This window comes from Parvibaculum lavamentivorans DS-1 (genome assembly GCF_000017565.1).
Lineage (GTDB): Bacteria > Pseudomonadota > Alphaproteobacteria > Parvibaculales > Parvibaculaceae > Parvibaculum > Parvibaculum lavamentivorans.
The window spans coordinates 2,797,294-2,815,750 of record NC_009719.1 but is presented as its reverse complement, the minus strand read 5'-3'; the positions used below and the strand labels follow the sequence as shown (position 1 = coordinate 2,815,750).

At 60.8% G+C, this 18,457-nt stretch carries 16 protein-coding genes and 1 tRNA gene; 9 read left to right on the top strand and 8 right to left on the bottom strand.

Annotated features, from left to right (window positions below; genetic code table 11):
• The first annotated feature begins 57 nt into the window (after nt 1–57).
• Nucleotides 58–777, top strand: coding sequence for a Crp/Fnr family transcriptional regulator (locus tag PLAV_RS19045; RefSeq protein ID WP_012111528.1), 720 nt, complete (start codon nt 58–60; stop codon nt 775–777).
• 186 nt (nt 778–963) lie between these two features.
• Entirely contained in the window at nt 964–3,750 is a 2,787-nt protein-coding gene (locus PLAV_RS13210; protein ID WP_012111527.1) for a class I SAM-dependent DNA methyltransferase, read from the top strand.
• Between the two features lie 63 nt (nt 3,751–3,813).
• On the opposite strand, the gene PLAV_RS19525 is transcribed toward PLAV_RS13210, so the two are convergent.
• Nucleotides 3,814–4,497 carry a hypothetical protein gene (locus tag PLAV_RS19525; RefSeq protein WP_012111526.1) on the bottom strand — a complete coding sequence of 228 codons (684 nt, stop codon included), beginning with the start codon at nt 4,495–4,497 and terminating at the stop codon, nt 3,814–3,816.
• A gap of 731 nt (nt 4,498–5,228) precedes the next feature.
• On the opposite strand from PLAV_RS19525, the gene PLAV_RS13205 reads away from it, so the two are divergent.
• Nucleotides 5,229–5,492, top strand: coding sequence for a zinc-finger domain-containing protein (locus PLAV_RS13205; protein ID WP_012111525.1), 264 nt, complete (start codon nt 5,229–5,231; stop codon nt 5,490–5,492).
• Between the two features lies 1 nt (nt 5,493).
• Here the strand turns inward: PLAV_RS13205 and betA are convergent, their stop codons facing one another.
• The 6 genes from betA to PLAV_RS13175 form a co-directional block, all read right to left on the bottom strand.
• Nucleotides 5,494–7,182, bottom strand: a complete 1,689-nt coding sequence (betA, locus tag PLAV_RS13200) for a choline dehydrogenase (protein WP_012111524.1) — start codon at nt 7,180–7,182, stop codon at nt 5,494–5,496.
• A gap of 42 nt (nt 7,183–7,224) precedes the next feature.
• Nucleotides 7,225–9,282: a choline BCCT transporter BetT gene (gene betT / locus PLAV_RS13195; protein ID WP_012111523.1), complete on the bottom strand. Its 2,058-nt coding sequence runs from the start codon at nt 9,280–9,282 to the stop codon at nt 7,225–7,227.
• A 52-nt stretch (nt 9,283–9,334) separates the two neighbouring features.
• Nucleotides 9,335–10,102: a TorF family putative porin gene (locus PLAV_RS13190; protein ID WP_012111522.1), complete on the bottom strand. Its 768-nt coding sequence runs from the start codon at nt 10,100–10,102 to the stop codon at nt 9,335–9,337.
• Between the two features lie 152 nt (nt 10,103–10,254).
• Nucleotides 10,255–10,341 (bottom strand) — tRNA-Leu (locus PLAV_RS13185).
• A gap of 114 nt (nt 10,342–10,455) precedes the next feature.
• Nucleotides 10,456–10,707, bottom strand: coding sequence for a hypothetical protein (locus PLAV_RS13180; protein WP_041536008.1), 252 nt, complete (start codon nt 10,705–10,707; stop codon nt 10,456–10,458).
• 253 nt (nt 10,708–10,960) lie between these two features.
• Entirely contained in the window at nt 10,961–11,728 is a 768-nt protein-coding gene (locus PLAV_RS13175; RefSeq protein ID WP_012111521.1) for a competence/damage-inducible protein A, read from the bottom strand.
• A gap of 180 nt (nt 11,729–11,908) precedes the next feature.
• On the opposite strand from PLAV_RS13175, the gene map reads away from it, so the two are divergent.
• A complete protein-coding gene (gene map, locus PLAV_RS13170; protein ID WP_012111520.1) occupies nt 11,909–12,730 on the top strand; it encodes a type I methionyl aminopeptidase in 822 nt (273 codons plus the stop codon).
• A 9-nt stretch (nt 12,731–12,739) separates the two neighbouring features.
• On the top strand, nt 12,740–13,432 hold the full coding sequence (radC, locus tag PLAV_RS13165; protein ID WP_012111519.1) for a RadC family protein: 693 nt from the start codon (nt 12,740–12,742) through the stop codon (nt 13,430–13,432).
• Between the two features lie 586 nt (nt 13,433–14,018).
• On the opposite strand, the gene PLAV_RS13160 is transcribed toward radC, so the two are convergent.
• Entirely contained in the window at nt 14,019–15,443 is a 1,425-nt protein-coding gene (locus tag PLAV_RS13160) for an amidase (protein WP_012111518.1), read from the bottom strand.
• Between the two features lie 166 nt (nt 15,444–15,609).
• Here PLAV_RS13160 and purB point away from each other — a divergent pair, with 166 nt between their 5' ends.
• The 4 genes from purB (at nt 15,610) to PLAV_RS19040 (ending at nt 18,457) form a co-directional block, all read left to right on the top strand.
• Nucleotides 15,610–16,947 carry an adenylosuccinate lyase gene (gene purB / locus PLAV_RS13155; protein WP_012111517.1) on the top strand — a complete coding sequence of 446 codons (1,338 nt, stop codon included), beginning with the start codon at nt 15,610–15,612 and terminating at the stop codon, nt 16,945–16,947.
• Between the two features lie 72 nt (nt 16,948–17,019).
• A complete protein-coding gene (locus PLAV_RS13150) occupies nt 17,020–17,259 on the top strand; it encodes an AbrB/MazE/SpoVT family DNA-binding domain-containing protein (RefSeq protein ID WP_012111516.1) in 240 nt (79 codons plus the stop codon).
• A 4-nt stretch (nt 17,260–17,263) separates the two neighbouring features.
• On the top strand, nt 17,264–17,662 hold the full coding sequence (locus PLAV_RS13145) for a type II toxin-antitoxin system VapC family toxin (RefSeq protein ID WP_012111515.1): 399 nt from the start codon (nt 17,264–17,266) through the stop codon (nt 17,660–17,662).
• A 72-nt stretch (nt 17,663–17,734) separates the two neighbouring features.
• Nucleotides 17,735–18,457 (top strand): histidine phosphatase family protein, encoded by a 723-nt coding sequence (locus PLAV_RS19040; protein WP_012111514.1) that lies wholly within the window; start codon nt 17,735–17,737, stop codon nt 18,455–18,457.

The window sequence follows — 18,457 nt, the reverse complement described above, 5'->3', positions numbered from 1 at the left end:
TTGACAATTCGCGCGCTTTTCCCGCCAATGCCGGTCTGCCGGATGTATAGGTGCCGAATGAACGGGAAAGCCCTGCGCCATATCCTCGCGCGCTCCGAATGGTTCGCCTCCCTGCCGCCGGCGCTGGCGGAAGGCATCGTCGCGGAAGCCCGCATCCGCCGCTTCCGCAACCGGCCGATCTATCTCACGGGCGACGCACCGAACGGCCTCTTCCTCCTGCTCGCGGGCGAGGTCCGCATCGTCCACCACGCGAGCGACGGCAGCCCCGCCCTTCTCGGCGCCACCAATCCCGGCACATGGTTCGGCGAATCCTCCATGCTGGATGGCCGCCCCCGCTTCTCGGACGCCGTTGCCATCGGCGAGGCAAGCGTGCTCCAGCTCACCCCCGCCGCCTTCCGCAAGCTCACGGAGGGAAGCGCGGCGCATTACGCCGCCTTCACCCGGCTGCTCTGCGAGCACTACCGTCTCGCCATCGCCCATATCGTGAGCACGGCCACGCTCCCCGCCATGACCCGCCTCGCCCAGCGCCTCCTTTATTTCGCCGAGGAAGAAGGAAAATCCCTCCCCGGCCGCCGCGCCGTCGAATTCCGCCTCTCCCAGCAGAACCTCGCCACAACGGTCGGCATCTCCCGCCAGACGCTGAACGGCCTCCTCAAGCAACTGGAATCGCAAGGCCTCATCGAAACCGGCTACGCCAAAATCACCCTGAAAAAACCCGCCGCCCTGCAACGCCTCGCCAGAAGAGAGCCGGAGCAACTACCACCAGGCGGAAGCTGAGGGCGCTCCTCTCCTACTTCCCACCCTCCCCCTGCGGGAGGGTCAAAATTCGCTCTCGCGAATTTTGGGGAGGGGTAAGCCTCACACACCGGCAAAGCGAGAGCGCATCCCCGCCCCTCCGACACAAAAGCTTGACCCCGCCCCCGCGAAAGGCATGCTCTCCCCCAAGGCAAATCGGGGGAACGTATGCGGCTGAGCTGGAACGAGATTCGCGCCCGCGCAGCGCGTTTTTCCGAGGAATGGAAAGGTGTCACGCGCGAACGCGCCGAGACGCAGACCTTCTATAATGAGTTCTTCCAGATTTTCGACATCCCGCGCCGTCGCGTCGCCTCTTACGAAGAGCCGGTAAAGGGCCTTGGCGACAAGCGCGGCTATATCGACCTTTTCTGGAAAGGCACGCTTCTTGTCGAGCACAAGACCACGGGCCGCGACCTCAAAAAGGCAAAGATTCAGGCGCTCGATTATTTCCCGGGCCTGAAGGACAAGGAACTCCCACGCTACCTCCTCCTCTGCGATTTCCAGAGCTTCGAGCTTTACGATCTGGACGAAGACACCGAGGTCCGTTTCCGCCTCGCCGATCTGAAAGATCATGTGGAAGCCTTCGGCTTCATGATCGGCGTCCAGAAGCGCACCTTCAAGGATCAGGACCCCGTCAACATCGAAGCCTCGGAGCTGATGGGCAAGCTCCACGATGCACTGAAGGAATCGGGTTACGACGGCCACGACCTTGAGCAATATCTGGTCCGGCTTCTCTTCTGCCTCTTTGCCGACGACACCGGCATTTTCGAGCCCAAGGACATCCTTCTCGATTTCATCCAGAACCGCACAAGCGCGGATGGCAGCGATCTCGGCTCCCGCCTCAATGAATTGTTCGAGGTGTTGAACACGCCGGAAGACAAGCGCCAGAAAACCCTTGATGAAGACCTCGGAAATTTCCCTTATGTGAATGGCGCGCTTTTCGCCGAGCGTCTGCGCACGCCTGCCTTCAACGCCGCCATGCGGCTGATCCTTATCGAAGCCTGCGAGTTCAAATGGGAGGCAATCTCGCCTGCCATTTTCGGTGCTCTGTTCCAGTCCGTCATGAACAAGACAGAGCGCCGCGCCCTCGGCGCGCATTACACGACCGAGAAAAACATCCTGAAACTCATTCAGCCGCTTTTCCTCGACGGCCTGCATGAAGAGTTCGCGCGCGCAAAGGCGCTGAAGCGCGGCCGCCAGCAGGCGCTGGAAGCCTTGCACGAGAAACTCGGCCAGCTCACCTTCTTCGATCCCGCCTGCGGCTGCGGTAACTTCCTCGTCATCGCCTATCGCGAGCTACGCGCGCTGGAACAGGAAATTCTGCGCGTCCTGCACGACGGCAAAGACCAGCGCATTTTCGACGTGGCGCAATTGTCGAAAGTCAATGTCGATCAGTTTTACGGCATCGAAATAGGCGAGTTTCCCGCCCGCATAGCCGAAGTCGCGATGTGGATGATGGACCACATCATGAATAACAGGCTCGGCCTCTCCTTCGGCTCCAACTATGCGCGCATCCCCCTTCGGACCTCACCGCACATCCTCCATGCCGACGCGCTGGAAGCCGATTGGGCCGCTCTCCTCCCGCCGGAAAAATGCTCCTATGTCTTCGGCAATCCGCCTTTCATCGGCTCAAAATTCCAGACGGCGGAACAGCGTCGGCAAGTGCGTGACATCGCAAAGCTCGGCGGCTCCGGCGGCACGCTTGATTTCGTCACCGCATGGTTCCTGAAGGCCGGCGAATATGTGCAGCATGGAAAAGCGGACATCGCCTTCGTCGCCACCAACTCAATCACGCAGGGCGAACAGGTCGCCCAGCTCTGGCCGCTCCTCTTTCAGCGCTGCAAGCTCGAAATCGCCTTCGCCCACCGTACCTTCGCCTGGGGCTCGGACGCGCGCGGCGTCGCCCATGTTCATGTCGTCATCATCGGCCTCACAAGGCGCGACCGCGAATGGCCCGAGAAGCGCCTCTTCTCTTACGCCGACATCAAGGGCGATCCGGTCGAGACACGCCACAAGGCTCTGACGGCTTATCTTTTTGATGCCGTCAATGTAGCTGACAGACATCTAGTAGTCGAAGAACGAAACACTCCTTTGTGCGAAGCGCCGAAACTCAAAACTGGCGTTCAGATGATCGACAACGGCATCCTCACTTTCACGACAATGGAAAAGGAGGAATTTCTTCGTCAGGAGCCGGAAGCGGAACCGCTGTTCCGCAAATACATCGGTGGCGATGAGTATATAAATGGATTTTTCCGATGGATACTCTATCTCGCAGATGCCGAGCCGAGTTTTCTTCGACAGCTTCCGCTTGTTCAAGAAAGAATACGGCAGGTACGTCAATACCGGTTATCGAGTTCTCGGCCCAGCACGGTGAGAATGGCGGACTATCCAACGCAGGTTGGTGTGGACGAGCGATTGAGCGGACCCTATTTGGTGATACCCAATACAAGCTCGGAGCGACGCGACTACGTACCGATCGGCTGGCTGACTCCCGAGGTAGTAGCCAATCAGAAATTGCGCATTCTTCCTGACGCAGATCCGTGGATATTCGGTTTGCTGACAAGCGGCATGCACATGGCTTGGATGCGCGCAATCACCGGTCGCATGAAAAGCGACTACATGTATTCTGTCGGCGTCGTCTACAACACTTTCCCTTGGCCGGATATTACCGAAGCTCAGAAACAGAAAATCCGTGCGCTAGCGCAAGCTGTGCTCGACGCCCGCGCGCTTTATCCCGGTGCAACGCTGGCCGATCTCTACGATCCCGACCTGATGAAACGCGAACTCCGTCAGGCTCACCGAGCCCTCGATGCCGCCGTCGACAAACTCTATCGCGGCCAAGCCTTCGCAAATGACCGCGAGCGTGTCGAACACCTCTTCGGCCTATACGAAAAACTCTCCTCCCCGCTGACAGCAGCACCGAAGCCCATTAAGCGGAAACGAAAGAAAGAGTAGCAACGCTAGATGGAAAGGCGGACCGATAGTGCGTGCGCATCGGTGCTTGTCTGGAAAAAGCTGTCAATTCTTCCTGCTTTCTAGCTCTCGTCTGGTGCACTCGCGCGCCATTTCTGCTCCGCGAACTAAATCGTGGACAAGCTCATGTCCATCAACAAGTTGATCTCGACGCTCACCTCTGGCGGTGTGATATCGCGCTTCCAATCTGTACGCAAAACTGGTCGTCAGATTCCCTGCGTCTATCGAATCTGTAATACGTGCCGTCAAAGAGATGCGGCGGCGGGAGAGCCTCTCCTCTGACAGAAATTGCATCTCTTCCGAGCGCACCTCAGAAGCGTCTTCTGTGCTGGAATAGACGCTAAGCACATTTGTTTGCACGAGATCGACGAGATGGCTCGAATTGCAGTCTCTCCATCCCTGTTCGTCGAGCAAGCACGCCCGCCGTGCACGACTTTGAGCATAATTTATTTCTGTATAAAAACTGTCTGGTGCAGGGAAGATGTAATAATAGTAAGGTTTCGGGGTGCCTTCTGAATAATGAGCCAATACCGCTCGAGCTGCAGCATCCCTTACATAACAAGAATACTCCCCGGTAAAAGTATCCGTGGATTCAGACATATGCCAATTGGCCTTATCCTCTTTCCAGCCTGCTGTCTCATTTGAACGACCGATACTCCACACTGCCGTCAATAAAACGAGAAAAGACGCGGAGACAAATCCTGCTATCTTCCATTTTTCTTTTAACATTCCCCGCCAACCCCTTGGTTTTCCCTGCCCTAAAATTTCTTCTTAGTATGTACACGAACCTCTCAACGCTAACCCAGCTAAAAGCACCATTCGATTACTGTCTCTAAATCTTACCGCCGACGTCCCACTCGCGTTGGAGCCGCCGAGAAAATCGAAGTCGCGAAGCCGCCTTCGCTGGCATCTGATTTCCCTCCCCTTATCCCCGCTGTGACCCCATCGCCACGCATTTTCCATTCGCAGCGGTCCCCCTTCGCTCCTCGCCTCCCCGGGGATAAAGCATGCGCCTGCGTCCGCCGCGCTTCATCCCCTCCTCTCTCTTTGCGCCTCTCCTCGGCCCGCGAGCGAGCGCGGACCCGTGGACGTGCCACCCTCCCCCCACCCGGCAATTCCCCGTTTCAAGTGGGGATATCCCGAAAGCCGCCCGCCTGCCTCCCGCCGCCCTCGCCGGGGCGCGACAGTCATCCGCCTACGGAACATATACCGCTTTTCCGCCGCCCGCGCGCGGGCTTGTCCCCGCCCCGCCGCGCCGGGCGATCCGGTGTTCAAGTGGGGAAATCTCGGGCCCTTTTCCGGCCTCCCGCACCCCGCCGGAGACCCCGGAAAACGCTTTGTGACAGTCTCGTTACAGTTCGATGACAATCGGCCCGAAAGAGCCCCCGGATCGCCCTTGCGGATGCCCCCCGGCGGCTCTAGTTTGGCCTCGATTTCACGCGGAAACGGAGCAGCGGAAGATGAGCGGCGGAGCCACCCCGAAATTCAGCAACCAGGCCGGCGTCCGGGAAATCCGTACTGGCGTCAAGGAGTTCGAGTGCATCGGCGCCTTGCCGCCCTTCGACCATCCGCATGTCTTTCTCGACATGGGCCGCGAGAACGAGATCGTCTGCGGCTATTGCTCGACGCTCTACAGATTCGATCCGGCCCTCAGTGCCGATGCCAGCCTGCCGCCCGAGGCCCGCTACCACGAGCCCACCTACGCCACCAAAGGCCACCGCTAGCCTATCGCTCCGGCTTGCCAACCCTTTGATTTTCCTGCCAATTCGGCGCGTGATAAGCGTCCGCCGTCGAAGCCGGCAGGAGCGGCTTTCCGAGAATATGGTCCGCCGCCTTCTCGCCGATCATGATCGTCGGGGCATTGATGTTGCCGTTCGGCAGCGTCGGCATGATGGATGAGTCGACCACCCTCAGCGCCTCGATGCCATGCACCCGGCACTCGCTGTCCACCACCGCCATGCCGTCCGCGCCCATCCGGCAGGTGCCCGCGGGGTGATAGGCGGTCTCCGCCGTTTCCGCCACCCACTGGTCGATTTCCGCATCGGTCCGCACTTTCGGCCCCGGGGATATCTCGTCCCCCCGATAGGGATCGAAGGCCTTTTGCGCGAAAATCTCGCGCGTCAGCCGCAATCCGTCGCGATAGGCCTGCTTGTCCGCCTCTTCCGTCAGGTAGTTGAAAACGAGCTTTGGCGGTGCTTCGGGGTCGGCCGAGTTGAGGCTCACCCGGCCGCGGCTTTTCGGCTTGTTGGCGCCCAGATGGACCTGGAATCCATGTCCCTCCGCCGCGCTGGAGCCGTCATAAGCGATGGCGCCGGCAAGGAAATGATACTGCAAATCCGGATACTTGAGGCCCGCGCGGCTCCTGATATAGCCGTTCGACTCGAACTGGTTGGAAATGCCGAGGCCGCGCTTGAGGAAGAACCATTCCATGCCGATCAGCAGCTTCGAAATGGGCCCCAGCGTCCCGTTCAGCGTGATCGGCTGCGTGCAGGTTTGCTGCACCCAGACCTCCAGATGGTCCTGCAAGTTATCCCCAACCCCCGGAAGATCGTGGATGACCGGAATTCCGTGTTCCTTCAGATGCGCCGCCGGGCCGATGCCGGACAGCATCAGCAGTTTCGGCGAGTTGAAGGAGCTCGCCGAGACGATGACCTCGCGCCGCGCCTTTACGCGATGGAGCTTGCCGCGCCGCCTGTATTCGACGCCGACCGCGCGCTTGCCCTCCATCAGAATGCGCGTCGCCAGCGCGTGCATCTCCACTTCGAGGTTGTCGCGCTTCATCGCCGGTTTCAGGTAAGCCACTGCCGTAGAACAACGAATCCCGTCCCGCACGGTCATGTCCATGCGGCCGAAGCCCTCCTGCCGGTAGCCGTTATAATCCTCCGTCATGCCATAGCCGGCCTGCCGCCCCGCCTCGATAAAGGCGCGGTAAAGGGGGTTTTTCATGTTGTTGCCATTGGTGATGCCGACCGGCCCGCCTGTGCCGCGATAGGCATCCTCGCCATAGAGGCAGTCCTCGGAACGCCGGAAATAGGGCAGCACGCTCGCATAGTCCCATCCCGCCGCGCCCAGCTCCGCCCATTCCTCGAAGTCGCCCGCGCAGCCGCGCACATAGGCAAGCCCGTTGATCGACGACGATCCGCCGATCACCTTGCCCCGCGCCTGGTGCAGCCGCCGCCCATTGAGCCCCGGCTCCGGTTCGGCATGCATGCCCCAGTCGTATTTCTTCATGCCAAGCGGGATGGAAAATGCAGTCGGCATCTTGATATAGACGGAGTTGTCCCTTCCGCCCGTCTCAAGCACCAGCACCTTGTGCCTGCCCTCCGCGGTGAGACGGTCCGCCAGGACGCAACCCGCTGATCCGGCGCCGACAATCACATAATCGGCCTCGCGTTCGAAGGATTGGTCCCTCATCGTTCACTCTCCTTGCTTGCTCTCCATGAAGGTGTGCTGCCTTCAGTCCGGCCCCTTGGTGCTGTCGTCCGGCATCCGGGTTGCCCCGCCCGGCGCCTCGCGCTGCGTATGAAGGAAATGCATGTGCCGCTCGAACTGATCGAGGATGTCCTCGATCACTTGCTCCTTCGTGTAGCCCATCAGGTCGTAGCCCTGGCTGCCCTCGAAGAGATGCACCTCGGCGCGGTAATACTCCGAAGCCGTCTGTTGCGGCCGTACCGCGAAGGCAGGCATCGTGCCGCATACCGGCCAGACCTCGTAGGTGAAGTCCTGGTCGTCGGCCATTGCGACATTGAGCGACAGGCAGCCATCGTCCCCCTCGCCCTCGACGATCCGGGCCGGAAATCCCCGCTTTTCAAGCGTTTCCCGGATCTCTTCCATCGCCGGCCTCACGGCGTCCCGCATGAAGCGCCGTACCTGCGCCAACGTCGGGAAGCTCGTCGCCCGCGCAATCCGCTGCCGCCAGTTGGACGCAGGCGCGCCGATCCTGCCGGAGAGGTAGCCGGAAAGACTGGCGCGATGGCTGTCTTCCTTCATGCCCTCGACCCTGAGCGCCCTGAAGAGGCCCAGCATCATCAAGAACAGCACGATGGAGAATGGCAGCCCCATGATGACGACCGTGCTCTGCAGCGCCTCAAGCCCCCCTGCAAGGAGCAGCGCCAGCGTCAGCACGCCGATAATGGTCGCCCACAGAACCCGCATCCAGACCGGCGCATCGGAATTGACGTCCTTGAGGGTCGACGTGAAGTTCGAAAGCACCAGCGAGCCTGAGTCACCCGAAGTGATGAAAAAGACGATGCCGAGAAGCGTAACGACGATGGTCGTAACCGTGGCTAATGGCAGGCTCTGCATGAACAGGTAGATCGCGGAACCTGGATTGGCCATCGCCTCATCACCGAACTCTGTCGCACCGGACATCACAAGTTCGATGGCGCTGTTCCCCATGATCGACATCCACCCCATCATGAAGACGAGCGGCAGGATCAGCGTGCCGGCCACAAATTGGCGAATGGTGCGGCCGCGCGAAATGCGGGCAAGAAAGAGCCCGACAAAGGGTCCCCATGCAATCCACCACGCCCAGAAAAAGACCGTCCACGCATTCAGCCAGTCGACAGGCGGGTCAAACGCATAGGTGTTGAAGGAAAGGCTGACGAAGTCGGAAAGATAATCCCCGATATTCATCACCAGCGCATTGAGCAGGAAGGTCGTCTCGCCCACGAACAGCACGAAAAGCAACAGGAGCAGCGCCAGCGCCATGTTGAATTCCGAAAGGCGGCGAATACCCCGCTCCACACCCGTCGCGGCCGAAAGCGCGGCGAAAACGATGATCAGGATCACCAGGGCGCCTTGGGTAAGGGTGCTCTGCGGAATACCGAACATATGCTCCAGCCCGTAGTTGAGCTGGATGATGCCGATGCCGAGGCTCGTCGCGATGCCGAACACGGTCCCGATAACGGCGGCGATATCGACCGTATGGCCGATCACGCCATAGATGCGCTGGCCGAAAATGGGAAAGAGCGCTGAACGAATGGTCAGCGGCAGGCCGTGCCGATAGCTGAAATAGGCAAGCGACATCCCGACCAGCGTGTAAACGCCCCACCCGGACAAGCCCCAATGGAGAAAGGTGAGCTGCATCGCGTGCCGCGCCGCCTCGACCGTGCTGCCCTCGCCCTCGGGAGGCGCAAGGAACTGCGTGACAGGTTCGGAGACGCAGAAGAAGAGGAGATCAATACCGATACCCGCCGCGAAAAGCATTGCCGCCCAGGTGATCGCGTTGAATTCCGGCCTGGCATGGTCGGGACCGAGACGTACCTTGCCGAAGCGGGATAGTCCGATGCCGATCACAAAAACCAGATAGAGAACCACGGCAACGAAGTAGAACCAGCCGAACACATCGGAAATCCACGCCAGCACTGAATTGATGACGAAATTCGCGGAATCGATGAAAAACATCGTCCAGATGGCAAAAAGCGCGATGCCGACGGCGGATGTGTAGAAGACGGCCGGATTGATCCGGTCTTCTCTGTCCTTCGTTCCGGCGCCGTCCGTAACATCGCTCATTGCATGTCTCCTTCGGCCGCGATGCTCCGCGCCAGGCCGGTTTCAGTGTTCCCTAAAAAGCAAATGAGACGCTGCCCACCACGGCACCGACATTGTCGCTGCTTGCCAGCGCCGATGTGACGCCGACAGCATCGTGCCAACGCAAATCGAGCGTGATGTCGTTCCAGTCCTTGGACACGCCGAAGTCGTAATAGGTGTAATCCTGATCGCCGATCCCGCCCGTCTCATCGAAAGTCTGGCGGCCAAGCGTGCCGGACACAGACAGGTCCCACGGCAACGCCTGTGTGACCGTCACGTCGACGGCGGTAGCCGAAACGTCATTGAAAAAGTCCTCGCCGAAATAATTGTCGGCATACCAGACGGCGCCCGCGACGCTCGTCGTCTCGAAGTCGTAGGTCAGGATTCCGTAGACTTCCCAGTAGTCGTAATCGAAATCGGAGCCTGGATAGGCGTAGTACCAGAAGCCCAGATCGTAGGTAAAACCGCTGTCGCCGATCGGGTTCGAAAAGCCGATGAACGGGTCGATTTCCACCGAATTGCCGGGCCCGCCAGCGTCGGTATTCGAGGCCCACATACCCACATAGAGCCCGCTGTCATGAGTCCACGTCACATCGCCTTGTAGCTGCGGACCGTCATCCGTTTGGGAAATTCCACGGAACATGTAGTTGGTCGCGAGACGGAGATTGCCGCTGATCGATCCGTAGCCGCTGCTTTCATCCTCCAGCGCAAGCTCCCCTTCATCTTGCGCCAGCGCGTTCCCCGGTTGAGTAACACTGATTGCGACGAGTGCAGCAACGCTCAGTCGGTGCCAATCGGTCATCCGCCCCTCGATTCTTATGGAGATTTCAGGGGAATAACTTCAGGCTTGATAAAAGGTTCCATAGAAACGGTTTTCTACGCGAACCTGAAATTTGCTTGGTCGCAGACTCGGTATCCCGCACGATGCTGAGCCAGCTGTGTGACTGGAGTAAATGGTGGCCCCTGCGGGACTCGAACCCGCACTCCCTTACGAGAAGCAGATTTTAAGTCTGCTGCGTATACCAGTTTCGCCAAGGGGCCTGCCGCTGTGTGCGCGACACTAGGTATGCCCGCTCGCGGGCTTCTGCGCAAAAGCAAAGAAAAACGGCGGTCCCGAAGGACCGCCGTTTGTCATTCCGTCGAAGCGACGAGAGCTTAGCCCTCAAGGCCCTGCCATACCGGCCAGCAATTCGCGCCGGCGCTCGCGGCGAGCGAAGCCTGAGCTTCTGCGGCGTTGGAGCCCTGCGCGGTTTGTTCGCTGTCCGCACCGCCGGTGCACCAGACATAGAACTTGTGAGTGCCCGACTTCGACTGCGCGTCGAAGCTCGAGTCAAGGGCCGAGGCAGCGCTCGAAAGCATCATCGCAGCGCCGGCAACCAGGCCCAAAATTCCGATGGTCTTCTTCATGTCGTATCTCCCTCCGGGTACCGTGACCCTAAATCGTTCCCAGGCTATTTTTTTAGGTCGAAGCCTGTTTCCCCTCTGCCAGCCTCTCGTGCGAAACAAGCCGCAGATCGCGACCGACAGACCCTTCAAGCCCAGAACTCTAGTCGGTTCGCTGGAAATTGTATCGCGCCTGAACCGGCCGGGATGCTGAAACTTTCGTAATGTTGCTGCCGCTGTTGCAGATATGCGACAGAAAACCCAGCTTTTCCGCCATTTACGAGGTAGGATCGCCAATAGCGGGCTCCACACCGAAGCCACGCATCATTTCCGCCACCTCACCGGCGACGATATCGAGCTCCGTCGAATCGACGGCGCGCATGACGATGCTGGTGCCGAAAACCTTGCCCTTGTAGTAGGGATAGCTGCCAATGCCGACATCCGGGTGGCGGGCTTGCAGGTCGCCTAGTTTTTCCGCGATGGTGCCTTCGCCGATCTGGGCGGTGACGGTGCGGCTTTGCATGGCTGCGCCGCCCTTGAGGCGGCCGGTCAGACTGTCCAGCATGACCTGCATGACCATGGGCACGCCGGCCATCACGAAGACATTGCCGATCTGGAAACCGGGCGCCTTGCTCAAGGGGTTCTCGATCATGGTGGCGCCTTCCGGCAGCCGCGCCATCCGCATCCGCGCCTTGGTGAACTCGCCGCCGGTCGCCGCGTAATGATCGCCGAGCAGCTTCACGGCTTCGGGATGATAGTCGATGCCGACGCCGAACGCCTTGGCGACCGCATCCGCCGTGATGTCGTCATGCGTCGGACCGATGCCGCCGGTCGTGAAGACATAGTCGTAGCGGGCGCGGACTTCGTTCAGCGTCGCGACAATCGTCTCCTCTATATCGGGAATGACGCGCGCCTCGCGCACCTGCACGCCGATCCTGTTCAGATGCGTCGCGATATAGCCAAGGTTCGAATCCCTGGTCCGGCCGGACAGGATCTCGTCGCCGATCAGCAGCACACAGGCGGTGACGAGTTTCGTATCAGACATGGGTCGCATCCTCTGCTCGGCGGGCCGGCCGCTATTTATACAGGATAGCGCCCCGCGCATCGCCCTTTCAAATGCGCAGGGAAGCCCCGAAAAAAGGCGGAAAATCGGGGGCTAGGCCCGGCGCGCGGCCGATACTATGTTAGGGTCGGAAAACACGGTTCTTTCTATTTGCGAGACGAGATGAGTTTTACCGACGCAGCCGAAGCCCCGGACATCAATATCGGCCGGATCAAGCTCCACGACGCCGAAGCCTTTGAAGGCATGCGCCGCGTCGGCCGGCTTGCCGCGAGCGCGCTCGACATGCTGGTCGCCGAAGTGCGGCCCGGCGTGACGACGGACGCGCTCGACAAGCTCGTCTTCGACTATGCGATGGACCACGGCGCCTACCCCGCGCCGCTCAATTATCGCGGCTTCCGCAAATCCTGCTGCACCTCGATCAACCATGTCGTCTGCCACGGCATTCCCGGCGACCGCGTGCTGCGCGACGGCGACGCGGTCAATATCGACGTGACCTACATCCTCGATGGCTGGCACGGCGACACCAACCGCATGTATTTCGCCGGCGAAGCGCCGCGCAAGGCGCAGCGGCTTGTCGATGTAACATATGAATCCATGATGCGCGGCATCGCAGCGGCAAAGCCCGGCGCGACGCTCGGCGACATCGGCTGGGCGATCCAGGAATTCGCCGAAAGCCAGCGCTGCTCGGTGGTGCGCGAATTCTGCGGCCATGGCCTCGGCCGCGTCTTCCACGATGCGCCGAACATCCTCCACTACGGCCGCAAGGGCCAGGGCGCGGTGCTGAAGCAGGGCATGTTCTTCACCATCGAGCCGATGATCAATCTCGGCAAGCCGGGCGTGAAGATCCTGTCCGACGGCTGGACGGCGGTCACGCGCGACCGCTCGCTCTCCGCGCAGTTCGAACATTCGATCGGCATCACGGCGGACGGCGCGGAAATTTTCACGAAATCGCCGGCGGGCCTCGACTGCCCGCCCTACGCCTGAGCCCGACGAATGGATAGCGGCGCCGCCGACGCCAAGCCGCATTATGCCGGACATCGCGAAAGACTCCGCGAGCGCTTCCTGAAATCGCCGGAAACGCTGCCCGATTACGAACTCCTCGAACTCGTCCTCTTCCGCGCCGTGCCGCGCCGCGATGTGAAGCCGCTCGCCAAGGAACTGATCGCACGCTTCGGCGGCTTCTCCGAGGTGATCAATGCGGAACCTTCGCGTCTGCGCGAAACGAAAGGTGTGTCCGACGCCATCGTGACGGAATTCCGTATCGCGCGCGAAACTGGTTTGCGGCTCGCGCAGGCGAAGGTGATGAAGAAGGAAGTGCTCGGCTCATGGGCGGCACTTCTGGATTATTGCTCCGCGTCCATGGCGCACAACCCGACCGAACAATTCCGCATCCTCTTTCTCGACCGCAAGAATGTTCTGATCGCGGACGAAGTGCAGCAGAAGGGAACGGTCGATCACACACCGGTCTATCCGCGCGAAGTCGTCAAACGCGCACTCGAACTCAACGCCTCCGCCCTCATCCTTGTGCACAACCATCCCTCAGGCGACCCGACGCCCTCCACCGCCGATGTCGAGATGACGCGACAGATCGTCAATACGGCAAAGCCGCTCGGCATCGAGGTGCATGACCACCTCGTCGTCGGCAAGGGACGGCACGCGAGTTTCAGGACTTTGGGACTGATCTGAGTACGGACGATCAGGCTGAAAAACGCGGTTTTCGCGCGAAAACTGTCGAATGGCGAAAATGCCCATCAACCTGTTGAAAGATCACGTCTTTCCGGCTTGCCCCCGGTCCGACCGTCATCGAACTGTCATCAGACTGTCATGAAGGGGCGTTCGGCTTGTTATCCCCGTCTCCCGACGCAGTTTGCGCGCACTAATCCCCGGGGTGATTTCGACGGCCTCTGCATGGAAGACGGACCATCGGTGGCAATGGCAAAGCGCCTGAAACCGGGGATAAGAAATCTCGGCCCTGTGTCCGGTTTGCACACTGTGACATTCCGGTTTTGACGCGATTGCCACAGATGGGGAAAAGATTCTTGTCCCCGGTTTTTGGAAGCGGGCACCCTGAAAAAGAAATGTCATCCCGGCGAAAGCCGGGACCCACTCGCAGATCAACTTGCCGCAGCCACTGGCTTGTATCGGACCGTGGCTGCGACGAATGCCTCCTTCGACATCCCTTGCCAAGGGAACCAATGGGTCCCGGCTTTCGCCGGGATGACATTTATTATTTGGACAACCTTCTGGAAGGCCGCCGTCGGAAGAGCGATAGCTACCCGGCGAAGACCGGCGGCATTTTGTCCGCCCACGGACGGGCTTGCTCCAGTTCGAAGGCGAGTTCGAGGAGGACTTTTTCCTGCCCGGGCAGCGCAGCGAATTGCGAGCCGATGGGAAGGCCGGCCTTGTTCCACGACAGCGGCACGGACATGGCGGGCGTGCCCACCACATTGTGGAGCGGCGTGTAGGTGACGTAGTTGAAGACGCGCTCATAAAGCGTGTCGAAAGGCACGGTGGGCGCCTGCTCGCCGGTCTTCGGCGGCACCGTGGCCAGCACCGGTGTCAGCCAGACATCGTAATCCGCCATGAAGGCTTCGGTCTGCGCCGTGACTTTCGCAAAATGGGCGAGCGACTTTTCCAGCGTGCCGGCGGGCTTGCTGTTGAAGAGTTCGGCAAGGCCGAGGGTCCAGGGCTCAAGCACGGCTTCAGGATCGAGGCCCATCTGCTTCACGAGCGCGACAAGCTCCGCCGGGCCCGACGCCCAGGCCGCGAGGAAGGCATCTTCGAAGGCAGGACCGTCGATCCGGTTCTGGGCGGGGACAATCTCGTGACCGAGATCGGCGCAAAGCTGCGCGACATCTTCGAGTGCCGCCTTCACATCCGGCGCGGGCTCCCGGCCCTTGTAGTCCATGGTGCCGAAAGCGATCCTGAGGCGCTTCTTGCCCGGACCTTCGACACGGCCGACCGGCGGCAGCACGGCATCCTTGCCCGTGAGCTCGGTGAGCGAGAGCAGCGTCGCACTGTCGCGAACCGAACGGCTGACGCAATGCTGGAAACCGATATCGCCCGGCAATTGGCGCTCGCCGAGATAGATGCGGCCACGGCTCGGCTTCAGCCCGAAAACGCCGCAACAGGAGGCGGGAATGCGGATCGAACCGCCGCCATCCGTTGCATGGGCGACAGGCACCATGCCGGAAGCGACCGCCGCCGCCGCGCCGCCCGACGAACCGCCCGGCGAATGCGCGAGGTTCCATGGATTGTTGCAGGCGCCGAGCAGCAGCGATTCCGTCGTGCCGAGCAGGCCGAATTCCGGCGTGTTGCTCTTGCCGACCATGACGAAGCCGGACTTCTCCTTGCCCGCGATGATGGGATCGGTTTCCGGCGAGATATTCTGCGCGAGAAAGCGCGAACCGGAGGTGGCGCGCGTGCCTTTCAGATTGTCGAGATCCTTCACGAGGTTCGGGACGCCGGTGAAAGGCCCCTCGGGCAGCTTGCCCTTGGCCGCTTCGCGCGCCCGGTCGTAGAATGTCTCCACCACGGCGTTGACCTGCGGATTGACCTGTTCGATGCGCGAAATGCCGGCTTCCACCAGCTCCAGCGCCGTCAACTCGCCCTTGCGCACCAGTTCGGCCTGCGCGGTCGCGTCGAGCTTTGCGAGTTCCGGCATGACCGGCTTCGCGCCCTTCAGATTGCTGTCCATGAGCCCCTCCCTCGTTTTTGTTTCCGCTCGTGCGGTTTAACCCAAGGGTAACGCCGGGAAGGCCCCGAAAGAAAGGGTTTCCACCATGAGTGTTGAGGGAGAGGTGCCCAAGTGCTAAACCCTGCCCATTCCTTCCCCCTGCCCCGCCAACCTTGAGAGGCGCCTGATGATTCCGCGCTATTCGCGGCCCGAAATGGTCGCCATCTGGGAACCCGATACGAAGTTCCGCATCTGGTTCGAAATCGAGGCGCATGCCTGCGAGGCGCTGGCGGAACTGGGCGTGATCCCGAAGGAGGCCGCGAAGAACATTCGCGAACGCGGCGACAAGGCGGTCTTCGACGTCGCGAAGATCGACGAGATCGAACGCGAGGTGAAGCACGACGTCATCGCGTTTCTGACGCATCTCGCCGAATTCATCGGCGAGGATTCCCGCTTCGTCCATCAGGGAATGACGTCTTCCGATGTTCTGGACACTTGCTTCAATGTGCAGCTTGTCCGCGCCGCCGACATCATGCTGAAGGATATCGACGAGCTGCTGGCCGCCATCAAGCGCCGCGCCTTCGAGCACAAGGACACGGTTTCCATCGGCCGCAGCCACGGCATCCATGCCGAGCCCGTGACCTTCGGCCTGAAGATGGCGGAAGCCTATGCCGAGTTCACGCGCTGCCGCGAGCGGCTGGTGAACGCGCGCAAGGAAGTCGCGACCTGCGCGATCTCGGGCGCGGTCGGCACCTTCGCCAATATCGACCCGCGCGTGGAAGAACATGTCGCGAAGGCGCTCGGCCTCGAGCCGGAGCCCGTGTCGACACAGGTAATCCCGCGCGACCGGCACGCGATGTATTTCGCGACGCTCGGCGTCATCGCCTCCTCCATCGAGCGAGTGGCGACGGAAATCCGCCACCTGCAGCGCACCGAGGTTCTGGAAGCGGAAGAGTTCTTCTCCGAAGGCCAGAAGGGCTCGTCGGCGATGCCGCACAAGCGGAACCCCGTGCTGACGGAAAACCTGACCGGCCTCGCCCGGCTCGTACGCGGCATGGCGTTGCCCGCGATGGAGAACGTGGCGCTCTGGCATGAGCGCGATATTTCGCACTCCTCCGTCGAACGCATGATCGGCCCGGACGCGACAGTGACGCTCGACTTCGCGCTGGCGCGGCTAACCGGCGTCATCGACAAGCTGCTGGTCTATCCCGAGCAGATGCAGAAGAACCTCGACCGGCTCGGCGGGCTCGTCCATTCGCAGCGCGTGCTGCTGGCGCTGACGCAGAAGGGTGCCTCCCGCGAGGACGCTTACCGCCTCGTGCAGCGGAACGCCATGCCGGTCTGGCGCGGCGAAGGCAATTTTCTCGAACTGCTGAAGGCGGACAAGGACGTCTCGGCGAAGCTTTCCGATGCCGAACTCGAAGACCTGTTCGACCTCGGCTACCACACCAAGCATGTCGACACGATCTTCGCGCGGGTGTTCGGGAAAGAGGCGATGGCCAAACAGGGCAAGGCGGCGGAATAGGCTTCCTCCCCTTGCCTGACGCCGAGAGAAGTATTACTATCAATTCAAAGGTAATACTTTCAAGGCAAGTTGATGGGCACAATCGTCACAAGCAAGGGGCAGGTCACCATTCCAAAGGCGGTTCGCGACCGTCTCGGGATCAAGCCCGGCACCGAGGTACAGTTCGAGCCAACGGAAGACGGCCGCTTTCTGCTGACGACGGCAGGACGCAAACGCAGCCTGAAAAAAAGTCCCTTCGCGCGCCTTCGTGGAACGGCGACCGTAAAGATGAGCACGGAAGAGATCATGGCTCTCACGCGGGGCGAAAGTTGAAGCCTTGATTCTGGTCGACACAAATGTGCTGCTCGACCTCGTCCAGGACGATCCCAACTGGGCTGACTGGTCCCAACACCAGCTGGAAGTTGCCGCCGCCCGCGACCGTCTCGCGATTAATACCGTCATATATGCCGAGCTTTCCGTCGGTTTTGCGCGCATCGAGGAAACGGATAACTTTCTCGATGCGGCAGGCATTACTGTGCTCGACATTCCGCGCCCCGCTCTCTTCCTTGCCGGCAAGGCCTTCCGCGAATACAAAAAGCGCGGTGGAACGCGCACTGGCGTGCTTCCCGATTTCTTCATCGGCGCACATGCCGCCGTTGCTGCGGTGCCTTTGCTGACGAGAGACAAGGGCCGCTACGAAAACTATTTTCCCACTGTCGATCTGATCGCGCCCTGAGAGGCTTCACCTCTCCGTCACATTCCGCCCTATACTGCGCGGCATCGACATTCCGCTACCGGAGGGCTTTTCATGCTTCGCACCGCTTTCGACGGCTCGCGCCGCCGCCGCATCTATCTGTTCCGCCATGGCGACGTTTCCTATGTCGACGACAAGGGGAACCGGGTGGCGGATGCCTCCGCCGTGCCGCTGACGGATTGGGGCCGCGAGCAGGCGACGCTGACCGGCAAGGCGCTTCAGAAAATTCCGTTCGACCGGGCGGTGACGTCGAGCTTTCCGCGTTCGGTGGAAACGGCGCAGCTCATCCTTGAAGGGCGCGGGCTCGAAATCGAGCCGCTGGAACACTTCGTCGAGTTCCAGAGCAACAGTTCCTTCCGAGACCAGATCAAGGACCTGAACGACATCGCCTATTCGTTCCGCGACGCGCACCTGCCCGGCGCGCGCTACAATGGCGGTGACAGTTTCGAGGAAGTGAATACGCGCGTCGTCTCCGCGCTTGAAGAGGTGATCGCCGAACCCGAATGGGAGACGCTCGCCCTCGTCGCGCATGGCGGCATCAACCGCCTGGTGATCGGCTGGGCGCTTGGCTCCGGCCTCTCGACCTTTGCCGCGATCGACCAGAACACCTGCTGCGTCAACGTCATCGACTTCGACGAGCACCCGGAGACGAGACAGATCGTCCGCAAGACGCTCCGGGCACTGAACGTCACGGTCTATGACGTCGTGAAAGAAGGCAACCACCTCTTCTCGCTCGAACAGATCGCGGCACGGCTGAAGGTGAAGGAAGCCGTCTGA

Excerpts from the sequence above, each read along its gene's own strand:
- PLAV_RS19045 (WP_012111528.1), top strand. The coding sequence starts at position 58 with ATGAACGGGAAAGCCCTGCGCCATATCCTCGCGCGCTCCGAATGGTTC.
- PLAV_RS13210 (WP_012111527.1), top strand. The coding sequence starts at position 964 with ATGCGGCTGAGCTGGAACGAGATTCGCGCCCGCGCAGCGCGTTTTTCC.
- PLAV_RS19525 (WP_012111526.1), bottom strand. The coding sequence starts at position 4,497 with ATGTTAAAAGAAAAATGGAAGATAGCAGGATTTGTCTCCGCGTCTTTT.
- PLAV_RS13205 (WP_012111525.1), top strand. The coding sequence starts at position 5,229 with ATGAGCGGCGGAGCCACCCCGAAATTCAGCAACCAGGCCGGCGTCCGG.
- betA (WP_012111524.1), bottom strand. The coding sequence starts at position 7,182 with ATGAGGGACCAATCCTTCGAACGCGAGGCCGATTATGTGATTGTCGGC.
- betT (WP_012111523.1), bottom strand. The coding sequence starts at position 9,282 with ATGAGCGATGTTACGGACGGCGCCGGAACGAAGGACAGAGAAGACCGG.
- PLAV_RS13190 (WP_012111522.1), bottom strand. The coding sequence starts at position 10,102 with ATGACCGATTGGCACCGACTGAGCGTTGCTGCACTCGTCGCAATCAGT.
- PLAV_RS13180 (WP_041536008.1), bottom strand. The coding sequence starts at position 10,707 with ATGAAGAAGACCATCGGAATTTTGGGCCTGGTTGCCGGCGCTGCGATG.
- PLAV_RS13175 (WP_012111521.1), bottom strand. The coding sequence starts at position 11,728 with ATGTCTGATACGAAACTCGTCACCGCCTGTGTGCTGCTGATCGGCGAC.
- map (WP_012111520.1), top strand. The coding sequence starts at position 11,909 with ATGAGTTTTACCGACGCAGCCGAAGCCCCGGACATCAATATCGGCCGG.
- radC (WP_012111519.1), top strand. The coding sequence starts at position 12,740 with ATGGATAGCGGCGCCGCCGACGCCAAGCCGCATTATGCCGGACATCGC.
- PLAV_RS13160 (WP_012111518.1), bottom strand. The coding sequence starts at position 15,443 with ATGGACAGCAATCTGAAGGGCGCGAAGCCGGTCATGCCGGAACTCGCA.
- purB (WP_012111517.1), top strand. The coding sequence starts at position 15,610 with ATGATTCCGCGCTATTCGCGGCCCGAAATGGTCGCCATCTGGGAACCC.
- PLAV_RS13150 (WP_012111516.1), top strand. The coding sequence starts at position 17,020 with ATGGGCACAATCGTCACAAGCAAGGGGCAGGTCACCATTCCAAAGGCG.
- PLAV_RS19040 (WP_012111514.1), top strand. The coding sequence starts at position 17,735 with ATGCTTCGCACCGCTTTCGACGGCTCGCGCCGCCGCCGCATCTATCTG.